This is a genomic window from Paenisporosarcina quisquiliarum (assembly GCF_027563315.1).
Lineage (GTDB): Bacteria > Bacillota > Bacilli > Bacillales_A > Planococcaceae > Paenisporosarcina > Paenisporosarcina quisquiliarum.
This window is the reverse complement of record NZ_JAMKBJ010000001.1, coordinates 109,572-122,081: the sequence shown is the minus strand read 5'-3', so window position 1 is coordinate 122,081 and position 12,510 is coordinate 109,572. Positions and strand designations below refer to the sequence as shown.

Sequence of the window (12,510 nt, the reverse complement as noted above, 5' to 3'; positions counted from 1 at the left end):
TTCCATCAATAATACTATAAAAAAGAAGCATCTTTATAATAAAGAATGCTCCTTTGAAAATCTATTATGATGCTTAATTGTTTGATAGCAATTGAATCAGATAATGGAATGTACGTTTCACTGCTCTCAAGCGGTTGGTATTTCGCATATCACTCAAATGTAATTCATGCGTCACCACATCATCGTTCGGCATTATGATTGCAATCCAGACAGTACCCGCCGGCTGGTTATCATGCGGTTCTGGTCCTGCTGCACCAGTCAAAGCCACTCCGATATCGGTCTTGAACATCGCTTTCACTCTGCTAGCCATTGCAGTGGCACATTCCGCACTCACAACTCCGTATTGATCAATAATATCCTTGGAGACACCAAGTTGATTAATTTTAGACTCTGCTGTGTAAGTAACAACCCCACCAACTAATGTCTGACTAACCCCAGGGATGGCTGCAAGCTCGGATTGAAATAGTCCAGCCGTCAAACTCTCAGCTGCCGCAATCGTCAATCCTTTGTCTATTAATAGACTACTTGTACTGGAAGCAAGTGAATCATCATTGTAGCCATATAAATAGTTTCCTACACGAGAAAGTAATTCCTTTTCAGTTTGTTGGATGAGACCCCAAGCTTCTTCTTCAGAAGAAGTTTTGGCAGTAATCCGTAAAGTGACTTCACCATCGGATGCCAAGGGAGCAATCGTCGGATTTGACTGAGCTTCTAATAAGTCCATAATTTGTGTCTCAAGTTCTGCTTCACCAATTCCATAAAAGCGAAGGACATGAGAGATAATTACTTCACCTTGATTTAACCATCTTGCCAATACGGGTTTAGCTTCCAGTTGAAACATAGGTTCCATCTCTTTTGGAGGTCCCGGAAGAAGAATATACACATGCTTACCATTAGAATAAAACATCCCGGGAGCCATGCCATGATGGTTGGCCAGGACTTGGCAACCATCCAATACAAGAGCCTGCTTCTTGTTATTTTCAGTCATCGGACGGTTAATACGTTGAAAAAATGCTTCTATAGAAGTCAATGCAGTCTCGTCCATAACAAGTTCCGTTCCAATATGTCTGGCAATCGTTTCTTTCGTCAAGTCATCTTTGGTCGGACCAAGGCCCCCGGAAAAGACAATCAAATCCGCCCGAGATTCCGCAAGTTCAATTGCTTGTCGTAAGCGTTCAGAATTATCACCAACTACCGTATGATAATAAACATTGACACCAAGTTCCGCTAATTGGCTTGAAATGTAACGCGCATTTGTATTTGTAATCTGTCCGAGCAATAATTCTGATCCAACTGCAATAATTTCAGCATTCATGTTCATTCACGCCCCTATTTTGAATCAAGCAACACACGACGGTTTGCATAGAAATAATCCCAACCTGACCAAACCGTAAAGAACAATGATACGTACAACATAATGGAAGCGAATGGAATGGAGAACATTTCAAAAATAATATTATGAAGGAGTAATGCCGAAATTGCGACAATTTGTGTCCACATCTTGATTTTCCCCAATTGCTTCGCAGCCACAACTTCTCCTTCGTCAGCTAGTATTAAACGTAGTCCAGTTACAGCAAATTCACGACTGATGATTAAAATAACAATCCAAGCCGGTGCAAATTCAAGGTCTACTAGGATAATCAATGCTGCAGAGACTAACAATTTATCAGCAAGTGGATCCAGGAACTTGCCCATATTTGTTACTAAGTTGTGTTTACGTGCATAATATCCATCAATAAAGTCAGTTACAGATGCAAAAATAAAAATAATTGCTCCGATTAAATGTTCTATTGGTAATGTTGCACCTAAGAAAGTAACATCTCCCCAGCCAAAATCAACTAACATGAAAACAACAAATATAGGGATCATGATGATTCTTGAAACTGTAATTTGATTAGGTATATTCATTTCTGTCTCCTCTCGATTCAAAGAAAATAGCCATCTTGTTAGAGATGACTATTGCTGTTTTGAAAATTGAATCATCATATTTTGAGTAACTTTATCTGCTGGCGCAATTCCATACTCCACTTTTTCATCATTAACAAATACATCAATTTGCGAAGCAGCACCTACTCGTATACGTGCTGATGCAAGATCACTTAAATCTAGGTTAACCGTTTCACCCACAGATAATTCACGACCAAGCATTTCTACTCCGGATGGATTTTTAACCCCAACCCAAGCTCTGCCACGTGCCACAATTTTAACTAAAAATGTATCTGTTCCCGAAAGCGTATAATTCGTTGTTTCTCCATTAATTGCACCCATCTCAATCTTTTGAGTTGGTTCAGGCTCGACCACTGTTTCTTCAGGCTCTTCTTCTACCTGTGTTTCTTCTTCTTCTTCTGCAGGATCTTCTTCGCTCACATCTGTTGCAACGTTATCATTAGGTTCTTCGTATGATACCTCGTCCTCAACAGCCGATTCTGCAGGGTCATTGTTATTCGCTAAATTTTGATAGAAAAACCAAAAAATCACGATTCCGATGATGATGAACAGTGCTACTAGAATCATCGGGAAAATTTCACTTATATTGTTTGTCGATCTACCAATCGGTCTGCGTCGTGTAGGTACAGACGTCATTGTTTGACGCACTTCCTCGTTCATCGAAGAAGGTACTTCTTGCTTATATGACTCTAGTAATTCATCTGAATTCAATCCGACTGCATCAGCATATTGCTTAATAAATGCGCGAACATAAAACGGACCGGGCATCATGCTGTAGTTGCCTTCTTCGATACCGGCCAGATAACGTTTTTGAATTTTCGTCATTTCCTGCAAGTCGTCTAAACTATATCCTTTTGCCGTTCTCGCCTCTTTAAGACGAGTTCCTAATTCAGTCAACTAAAACACCTGCCTGTTAAAAATTAAACCCTCCGAAGCCTTCCAAGTTTCCTCGTTCAGACATCATCTGGTTTTTTTCCATCATTTCATATGTTATTTCTTCATCTGGTTCGTGTCGCAATTCAATAATGTAATCAAAGTCTTCAATCGTATAATCCGATTGCTGAATGAACATATCAGGATGTTCTACTACTTTAATCGACGGAAGTCGCATCATCTCACGCACCAATTGTAAATGTCGTTCATCTGTAGACTGTCTCGTCACAATTCCATCGAGGATAAAAATATTGTTATCACTGAATTCGTCTCCTGCCAATTGGCTGCGAACGGTCTGCTTAATCATGGTCGAAGATAAAAACACCCACTTTTTGTTCGCACTGACGCTAGCAGCAACAACTGATTCGGTTTTTCCTACTCGAGGCATTCCACGAATCCCAATTAATTTATGTCCTTCTTGCTTAAACAATTCTGCCATGAAATCGACGAGAAGACCTAATTCATCCCGCACGAATCGGAATGTTTTGCGATCATCCGCATCTCTTTGTATGTAACGCCCGTGTCTGACTGCTAAAATGTCTCGCAATTTTGGTTCGCGGAACTTTGTAACCTGAATCGTTTCCATCGTTGAGACAATTAATTCAAAACGTTCAAGCTGCTCATCATTTTCTGCACGAAGTAACATTCCTCGTCTACCCTGATCCACACCGTTAATAGTGACAATGTTAACACGCAACATACCGAGTAAAGAAGCAATGTCCCCAAGCAATCCTGGACGGTTTATTTGTATTTCATATTCAAAATACCATTCGCGCATAATGTAACGACCTTTCCGCCTATCTTATTGAAGGAGCAAGTCTTTTTTTACAAAAAAACTCTAAATGCGACACCTTAACCAATCATTCTCATTAGATGACGCTTTCAAACTACTCTAGGTTCTATCATAGCTGATTTATGTACGTAAGAAAAGGAAAAAAGAAAAGAAGGAACAATGTCCTTCTTTTCTTTTACTGCACAGTTTTTTGTTGAACTAATTTGACGACCATGTTTGCCAAAGCATGTTGTTCATCTTCTGAAGCAACTGACCATAAATCCGACAAAACACGTTCTTGTTCATTCTTCGGATCCACATTTTTGGCTAAGTAATCGCCGATTTCATAAGCTGTTGATTGAATGGCTTTTTTAGACATTCCAGTAGCTTCGGCATTCATTACATTTGCACCAAGAAAGTGTGTCCATTTCTGCCAATTTTCAAGTAAGGCCATGTCCATTCCTCCTTTTCACAAACAGTATGTGCAAATAGAGAAATTATATGTACCAACCGCCATTCACACTGAGAACTTGTCCTGTAATATAGTCGGCATTTCCACTCGATAAAAATGACACCAGGTTTGCAACGTCTTGAGGTTTCCCAATCGTCTGAAGTGGAATTTCCTCTTCTAAAGCCTTTCTTTCATTAAAATCGAAAGAATCATTCATTTTGGTGTCTATGATACCAGGAGCGATTGCATTAACTCTAATCCCAGATGGTCCTGACTCCTTGGCATATGCTTTTACGAAAGCATGTTGAGCACCTTTGACAGCCGAATAAACTGTTTCTCCAGCTGCGCCTGTTTCACCCCATATGGACCCTATAAAAATGATATAGGAACGCTCGTGACGTCTTAACTTAGAAGCAAGCTGACCGATGATTGACATCGGTGCTTGCACATGTGTTCGCCAAACCATTTCCATTTCATTGGGTGAGGTATCTTCCAGTAATTTATACAAAGATTGACCAGATGCAAAAATAATCGTTTGAACTTCAAATAGCTGCGCAGCTATTTGATGAAAATCATTGTTGTCAGCAAGATTAGCTTGAACGACATGAAATTCTTGGTTTGGATAAAGTTTTTGCAAATGGGCAGTTAAACGATTAACAGTCTGTTTGTTTTCATTGTAATGCAAATACAAACTCCAGCCCTGTTTCGACATATCGTGTGCTATAGCTTCCCCTATTTCACCTGATGCCCCAAAAATGCAGGCAAATTTACTCATGATACTGTTTGTTCTTTCTTAGGAAGAACAGAAAATACCGTTTGCTGTTCCTCACCTTCGATGGATTTGAAAGCTTTTTGCAAATCTTCGACGGTCATTTTCTCAAGGACAGGAACTGCATCGAATAAATCCATTTCATTAAAGGCATAACGAGTAAATTGGTTTGCTATAAATTCCACCGAATTTAAGGCGCGAAGGAAATAGCCAATTTTTTTCTTGCGAACTCGATCTAAATCACTTTGACCAAAAGGCCATTTTTCCTCGACCTTTTTCAGTTCTTTTTTAATGGAATCAATTAACTCTTTTGGCATTGAAGTATCGGATCCAATTAAAGCAAATCCATAACCTTTTTCTAACGTGAAATCAAAAGCATACGATTCATCAATCCAGCCTTTTTCATAAGCTTCCACATAGAAGTCCGAGGATCGGCCAAAGATTAATTCCAATGCTAATTGAATTGCCAGTTCATGTTTCATCATCTCTTCACCTTGAAGTGATGTTTCTTTTGCTTTCAATCCTACATAAACTTTTGGTTTTTGAACGTCCATAAACAATTTGTTTTCATGTTTTGCCACTTCCAACGGTTCTTCCGGGAATTCACGTTGAATAGGTTGTGGTTCGGCAAATTCTTTTTTAGATTGATTCTCTCGGATATACTTCATCATATCTTCTGGGTTCACTGCGCCAACAACAAACAATAACATGTTTGAAGGATGGTAGAATGTCTCATAACAAGTATACAAATGCTCAGCCGTGATTTTATCAATCGATTCAATTGTTCCTGCAATATCGATTTTTACGGGATGGTCTTTATACATATTTTCGATAGCTCCGAAATACAAACGCCAATCCGGTTGATCATCATACATGGTGATTTCCTGTCCGATAATCCCTTTTTCTTTTTCTACCGTTGCCTGTGTGAAGTATGGCTCCTGAACGAAATTCAAAAGTGTTTCTGTGTTCTCATACAGGTGATCGGTTGAGGAGAATAAATAGGCAGTACGAGTAAAAGAAGTGAATGCATTCGCAGACGCACCATATCCACTAAACTTTTGGAAAACGTCGCCATCTTCTTTCTCAAACATTTTATGTTCTAGGAAATGTGCAATTCCGTCTGGTACTGTGACCGATTCAGAATCACCCAATGGCACAAACGTACGATCAATTGCCCCATATTTAGTCGTAAAAGTAACAAATGTTTTGGAAAAGCCTTTTTTAGGCAAGATGTACACTTCTAATCCATTATCCATCTTTTCATGGAACATCTTTTCATCCAATTGTTTAAAGTGAAGCTCCTTCATGAGAAAGCTCCTCCTTTCCGGACAAGAAATAAACAAGTTCTTTATTTATTGATTTCGCCATTTCCTGAATGTCATCTTTTGTGACTGATGTCCACTTCTCGACCCATGAGTCAACTGAGAATTTCTCATCAAGGTCTTTGTATTGGTCGTAAATTTCAATTTGTCCTCTAGCAGAATCAAGTGCTTCTTTTAATTGATTCTTCAGCATGGCAACGGTTTGGTCGATTTCATTTTTTGAAATCTCCCCATTTTTCATTGCTTCCAACTGTTCGTCAATCAATCGTACTGCTTTTTCTTGTTTACTCGCATCAATTCCTGCCAAAACAAATAATAAGCCATAGGCTGAAGAGAACGAACTTGATACATAATAAGCCATGCTTTCTTTTTCACGTACATTCAGGAACAATTTCGCATGTGGATAGCCACCAAAAATGCCGTTCGTAATTTGCATTTTAGGGAAGTCAGGATGTGTAAAGGTAATCGGCGTATTATAACCAATATGCAATTTCCCTTGTTTCATTTCTTGTTGCTCGCTGACGTTATTTTTCTGTGAGGTCGGATGTTCGATATTCTCATGAATATTCTTTTGTTTTTTGGCACGTGCCTTGAAAGGAAATGCTTCTTTCAACTTGGCTGTCATTTCTTCTACATCCACGTCACCTACAACATAAATATCCAATTCATCTTCTTCAAGCATTTTTTTGTAGGCATTAAATAATGATTCCTTGGTAATCGCCGAAACATCTTTTATCGTCCCATTCGCGCCAATGGAAGCCGGGTGGTCCGGACGCATTAATTCAACTAATCTTTGCTGGGCAAATCGGGTTTTATCATCGTATATCGATTCAATACGCTGAATGACAGAATCTTTTTCGCGTTTTACAATGGATTCTTTAAATGTCCCCTGCTCCAAATTTGGACGGAAAAGAATCGTTTGCATCAGATTAATAACCTGGTCCAAAACCCCGCCAGTAGTTAAATATTGATCATTTACTGATTCAGCAAGCAAAGTGATTGAATGATCACTGCCTTTTTTGCTTGAATCCAAGTACATGATCGTCCCGTAAAGTTCATCCAAATGACTTCGGAATGCCGGGTTGGAAGGAAAAAGTTCATTGCTGTGCAACAATACATTGGCAAGTACAGAACGCTCTGAAGCAGCTTGATTACTTAATTTTTGTTTAAATTTGAATGAAAAGTTTACAGTTTTAAATTGATCCGTTGGCCGAATATGTAGATGGATGCCTTGTTGTAACTCGATTGTTTGAAACATCGAAATCCCTCCTATTTCATTAATATGCCATACCATATCTTTCACTATACATGGTGCTGGTAAATGATTGCAAATAGGGTGTATAAAATAACAGTTTAAAATGCAACTTCGGATAGATATGGTGCATTAACAACTAATACGAATGTCTTTTTCTCATATCATGTCTTTCATTCAAAGGCTGGGATTTTCTAAATTTTAGCTATTAAAAAAGGACCAGGCATAATGCCTGATCCTTCCATAATCAACCTTATCGTTTCCCTTTAATATAAGGTGTACCCAATGCTTTTGGTGCATTTGCTTTACCAATAAATCCTGCTAAAGCTAGGATTGTTAATACATAAGGTAAAATTAGCAAGAATACACTTGGGATTTCACTGATTACTGGCAATGAGCCACCGACAATACTCAACGCTTGAGCAAATCCGAAGAACAGAGCTGCTCCCATCGCGCCAAGTGGATGCCATTTACCAAAAATCATCGCAGCCAAAGCCATAAATCCTTGACCATTAATTGTAGAGTGACTGAAGTCTAATGAAATTGATTGTGAATAAATTGCTCCACCGATACCTGCTAAACCACCAGAGATCATGACAGCGATATAACGCATACGTGTTACATTGATCCCCATTGTATCAGCCGCCATTGGATGTTCACCAACAGCACGAAGACGCAGACCGAATGGAGTGTAATATAAAACAATCCATGCAAGAACAGCTATACCGATTGCTAATGTTGAAGTCCAATAGAAATTCTGGAAAAACAAAGGACCGAAAAATGGGATTTTTTCTAATATAGGAAAGTCTGTGCGTAAGAAACGTTCTTGAACGAAGTCAGTTTGACCTTTTCCGTAAATCATTTTTACAAGGAACAAACATAACGCCACAGCCAATAAGTTAATCGCTACACCCGATACAACCTGGTCCGCACGAAATGATACAGAAGCCACGGCATGAAGTAGTGAAAATAATGCAGCGACAACCATAGCCGCAAGCAGTGCCATCCACTCAGTACCAGCTCCGAATACATTGACAAAAGTTAAGTTGAATAATATACCGATGAAAGCACCCATAACCATGAGACCTTCCAAACCGATGTTAACTACACCCGAACGCTCAGAGAATACCCCTCCGATCGCCGTTAATATTAGAGGCGCTGCATAAGCAATTGCGGCAGGAACTAGAAAATATAATACTTCCAAGAAACTCATGTTACTTCGCCTCCTTTTTCTTGCTGAAGCGTTCAACAAATAATCGAATGACGTAGCCTGATGCTACGAAGAAAATGATAATTGCAATGACAATAGATACGATTTCTGTAGGAATGCCAGCTTCGTTTGGCATATTCAATGCACCATATTTTAAAGATCCAAATAATGCTGCCCCGAAGATAACCCCAAGTGGCGTATTAGCACCAAGTAGTGCGACCGCAATCCCATCAAAACCGATCCCAGTAAAGCCACCTTTTACAGAAGCGTACTCAAACGTACCAAGTGCTTCCATCGCTCCGCCTAAACCTGCAAAAGCACCAGAAATGACCATTGCTAGAATGATATTTTTATTGACGTTCATACCCGAATATTCTGAAGCATTGTGGTTTAAACCTACTGCTTTCAATTCAAATCCGCGCGTTGTTTTCTCTAAAATCAACCACATCACAAAAACCATTGCAAGTGCAATAAGAATACCGTAATGAAGACGAGAGAAATCCGTCATGTTCTCAAGGAATTCCGAACGAAGTGATGCAGAAGGATTAATTGGTCCCGTATTATCTCCACCATCAGAAAACGTTTTGATTAAAGCATTTGTAGTATGAAGAGCGATATAGTTCATCATAATTGTGACAATTACTTCATGCACTTTAAAGCGAGCTTTCAGGAGACCAGGAATGAAGCCCCATAGCGCTCCTGCACCAGCTGCAGCAATTAATGCAAGTGGCAAATGGATGTACTTCGGAAAGTCAAAGGCAACACCAACATATGCTGCTGCGAACCAGCCAACAATTAACTGTCCCTCAACACCAATATTGAATAGGCCTGTACGGAATGCAAATGCAACCGCTAAACCAGCTAAAATGTATGGAGTAATTTGTCTGATGGTTTCGCCAATTGTATAAACATCACCAAAAATACCGTTCCATAATGCAGCATAACCAGCCACTGGATCATATCCACTGACTAACATAACAATTGCCCCAACAATTAATCCCAAAATTACGGAAATAACAGGGACAAGAATATTTACTAAACGATTAGACATGAGAGCTGCCCTCCCCTTCCGCTTGATTTGTCATAGCGCCTTTTTTGGTTTGACCCGCCATTAACAATCCAAGTTCTTGTTCGTTGGTTTGAAGAGGATCCAAAGTATCCACGATCTGACCATCATAGATTACTGCGATACGGTCAGAAACGTTCATGACTTCATCTAATTCAAATGAAATTAACAAGACCGCTTTTCCTTTGTCGCGTTGTTCAATTAAACGTTGGTGAATAAATTCAATCGCACCTACATCCAATCCACGAGTAGGCAGAGCTGCAATCAGTAAATCTGGATCCCGATCAATTTCACGACCAATAATTGCTTTTTGTTGATTACCGCCTGATAAAGCACGTGCTGGTTCATGATCACCTTGAGTACGTACATCGTATTTTTGAATGATTTCGTTTGCTTTTTTCGAAATGGTTGAATAATTCATAAAACCATTTTTTGAAATAGGGCCTGTATAGTATGTTTGCAACGCAATGTTATGTCCAATAGGGAAATCAAGTACAAGACCATGCTTATGACGATCTTGAGGAATGTGACCTACGCCTGATTCTGTAATCTTGCGTGGGCGTTTGCCCGTAATATCTTGACCATTTATAAAGACTTGACCACTTTTTACTTTTCGCAAACCTGTGATGGCCTCAATCAGTTCTGACTGCCCATTTCCGTCAATACCGGCAATTCCGACAATTTCACCTCTACGGACATTTAAGTTAAGACCTCTTACTTTTTCTATTCCACGGTAATCAGTGACTACTAAATCTTTCACGTCAAGAACATCTGTCGTTGGGTTAGCAGCTCCTTTGACAGTTTTGAATTCCACTTGACGTCCGACCATTAATGAAGCCAGTTCATTTGGATTTGTCTCCGCAGTTACAACTGTACCGATTCCTTGTCCTTTACGAATTACCGTCACACGGTCGGAAACATCCATAATTTCTTTTAATTTGTGAGTAATTAAGATGATGGATTTTCCTTCTTCAATTAAACGACGCATAATTTGAATTAATTCAGTAATCTCTTGAGGCGTTAAGGAAGCAGTTGGCTCATCAAAAATTAAAATTTCAGCACCACGATATAATGTTTTCAAAATTTCTACACGTTGTTGCATTCCTACTGAAATATCTTCTATTTTTGCATAAGGGTCTACGTCTAATCCATAAAGTTCAGATAGTTCTTGTACTTTTTTTGCAGCTGTTTTCACCGAAATCATTCCGACTGAAGTTGGCTCACTACCTAAAATAATATTTTCTGTAACAGAAAAATCTTCAACTAACATGAAATGTTGGTGAACCATCCCGATTCCAAGATTATTCGCAACATTTGGATCCGTAATCTTGACTTCCTGACCACGAACACGGATTTCTCCACCCTCTGGCTGGTAAAGACCAAAGAGTACGTTCATCAACGTCGATTTCCCTGCACCGTTCTCACCGAGAAGGGCATGAATTTCGCCTTGTTTAAGTTGAAGGGTAATGTTGTCGTTAGCAACGAAATTTCCGAACTCTTTACGGATATTCAGCATTTCAATAACATGTTCCAATCTATTCACTCCCTTAGGCACTTTTTAAATGTAAATTAACACAGGAAAGGCTTTATCTATAAAACCTTTCATCTATTAACTTATTAAGGGCAATAAAAACATCATAAAGACCGGATTTCCGGTCTTTATGATGACTTATTAAAGTGTTTAATTACTCAACAGTTTCAGGAACTGTTACTTCGCCATCAGCGATTTTCTTAGCATATTCATCGATTTGAGCCATAACATCGTCCGGAATCGCTCCACGAGAATCCGCTAAGCCAACACCTTCTTCAGCTAAACCGTATACAGTAGTTTCGCCACCTGGGAATTTGTCTTCTGCAGCCAATTTAGAGATGTTTTGTACAGCAACGTCAACGCGTTTTAACATAGAAGTTAAAGTAACGTTCGTATCGCCAACAGCACCTTCTTCATATTGGTCAGAGTCAACACCAATTACCCAAACGTAAGCATCTGGATCTTTAGTTTTCAATTCTTTAGCTTCTGCAAATACACCATTACCAGTACCACCAGCAGCGTGGAAAATAATATCTACGCCTGAAGAGTACATACGGTTAGCTGTTGTTTTACCAAGTTCAGCTTTGTCAAATGCACCAGTGTACTGAACATCAACTTTGATACTTGGATCTACAGCTTTAACGCCTTCAAGGAATCCAGCTTCAAAACGCTCGATTACAGGGATATCCATACCGCCAACGAAACCGATTTTTTTCGATTTAGTCATTAATGCAGCAGCAACACCTGCAAGGTAAGAACCTTCTTGCTCTTTAAACAGTACTGAAGCAACATTTGGTTGTTCTACAACTGCGTCAATAATAGCAAGATGATTATCAGGTTTTTGAGATGCGATTTCATCTACAGCAGCTTGCATTAAGAATCCAATTCCGAATACTAAATCAAAGTCACGGCGAATTAAGTTATTTAAGTTAGTGTTGTAGTCAGCGTCAGATGCTGATTGTAAGTAATCAAAGCCACCCTCGCCTTTTGTAAGACCATTTTCTTTACCAAATGCTTGTAGACCTTCCCAAGCAGATTGGTTGAAAGATTTGTCGTCTACTCCACCAACGTCAGTTACCATTGCTACTGAGAAATCAATTGCTTCTTTTTCTCCAGCAGAACCGTTACCATTTTTCTCTTCTTTGTCTGTACCACAAGCTCCTAGAATTGTACTAGCAGCTAAAACCATCGATAAAGCTAGACCAAATTTACGCTTTGTCAACTTGAGACCCCCCAAAATGTTTTTTCATATTAGCA

12 protein-coding genes are annotated in these 12,510 nt (G+C 39.3%); all 12 read right to left on the bottom strand.

The genetic code is table 11. From position 1 onward, the window contains the following. Window positions 1-73: 73 nt before the first annotated feature. The 12 genes from M9R32_RS00575 to M9R32_RS00520 all read right to left on the bottom strand — a co-directional run bounded on the left by M9R32_RS00575 (window position 74) and on the right by M9R32_RS00520 (window position 12,475). Window positions 74-1,315, bottom strand: coding sequence for a competence/damage-inducible protein A (locus M9R32_RS00575; protein ID WP_269924799.1), 1,242 nt, complete (start codon window positions 1,313-1,315; stop codon window positions 74-76). Window positions 1,316-1,329: 14 nt separating this feature from the next. Next, window positions 1,330-1,908: a CDP-diacylglycerol--glycerol-3-phosphate 3-phosphatidyltransferase gene (gene pgsA / locus M9R32_RS00570; RefSeq protein WP_269924798.1), complete on the bottom strand. Its 579-nt coding sequence runs from the start codon at window positions 1,906-1,908 to the stop codon at window positions 1,330-1,332. A 48-nt stretch (window positions 1,909-1,956) separates the two neighbouring features. Then, on the bottom strand, window positions 1,957-2,844 hold the full coding sequence (locus M9R32_RS00565; protein WP_269924797.1) for a helix-turn-helix domain-containing protein: 888 nt from the start codon (window positions 2,842-2,844) through the stop codon (window positions 1,957-1,959). Between the two features lie 16 nt (window positions 2,845-2,860). Continuing rightward, window positions 2,861-3,658 (bottom strand): DUF3388 domain-containing protein, encoded by a 798-nt coding sequence (locus M9R32_RS00560; protein WP_269924796.1) that lies wholly within the window; start codon window positions 3,656-3,658, stop codon window positions 2,861-2,863. 190 nt (window positions 3,659-3,848) lie between these two features. Further along, window positions 3,849-4,106 carry a DUF3243 domain-containing protein gene (locus M9R32_RS00555; protein ID WP_269924795.1) on the bottom strand — a complete coding sequence of 86 codons (258 nt, stop codon included), beginning with the start codon at window positions 4,104-4,106 and terminating at the stop codon, window positions 3,849-3,851. Window positions 4,107-4,149: 43 nt separating this feature from the next. Continuing rightward, a complete protein-coding gene (gene ymfI, locus M9R32_RS00550; RefSeq protein ID WP_269924794.1) occupies window positions 4,150-4,878 on the bottom strand; it encodes an elongation factor P 5-aminopentanone reductase in 729 nt (242 codons plus the stop codon). Beyond that, a complete protein-coding gene (yfmH, locus tag M9R32_RS00545; RefSeq protein WP_269924793.1) occupies window positions 4,875-6,179 on the bottom strand; it encodes an EF-P 5-aminopentanol modification-associated protein YfmH in 1,305 nt (434 codons plus the stop codon). The genes ymfI and yfmH overlap by 4 nt, the downstream gene beginning before the upstream one ends. After that, window positions 6,160-7,452: an EF-P 5-aminopentanol modification-associated protein YfmF gene (gene yfmF, locus M9R32_RS00540; RefSeq protein ID WP_269924792.1), complete on the bottom strand. Its 1,293-nt coding sequence runs from the start codon at window positions 7,450-7,452 to the stop codon at window positions 6,160-6,162. The genes yfmH and yfmF overlap by 20 nt, the downstream gene beginning before the upstream one ends. Window positions 7,453-7,699: 247 nt before the next feature. Further along, window positions 7,700-8,659, bottom strand: coding sequence for an ABC transporter permease (locus tag M9R32_RS00535; RefSeq protein ID WP_269924791.1), 960 nt, complete (start codon window positions 8,657-8,659; stop codon window positions 7,700-7,702). Between the two features lies 1 nt (window position 8,660). Further along, a complete protein-coding gene (locus tag M9R32_RS00530; protein ID WP_269924790.1) occupies window positions 8,661-9,707 on the bottom strand; it encodes an ABC transporter permease in 1,047 nt (348 codons plus the stop codon). Next, window positions 9,700-11,256, bottom strand: coding sequence for an ABC transporter ATP-binding protein (locus M9R32_RS00525; protein WP_269924789.1), 1,557 nt, complete (start codon window positions 11,254-11,256; stop codon window positions 9,700-9,702). Before M9R32_RS00525 ends, M9R32_RS00530 begins: the two co-directional genes overlap by 8 nt. A gap of 151 nt (window positions 11,257-11,407) precedes the next feature. Beyond that, window positions 11,408-12,475 (bottom strand): BMP family lipoprotein, encoded by a 1,068-nt coding sequence (locus M9R32_RS00520; protein WP_269924788.1) that lies wholly within the window; start codon window positions 12,473-12,475, stop codon window positions 11,408-11,410. Window positions 12,476-12,510: the final 35 nt, after the last annotated feature.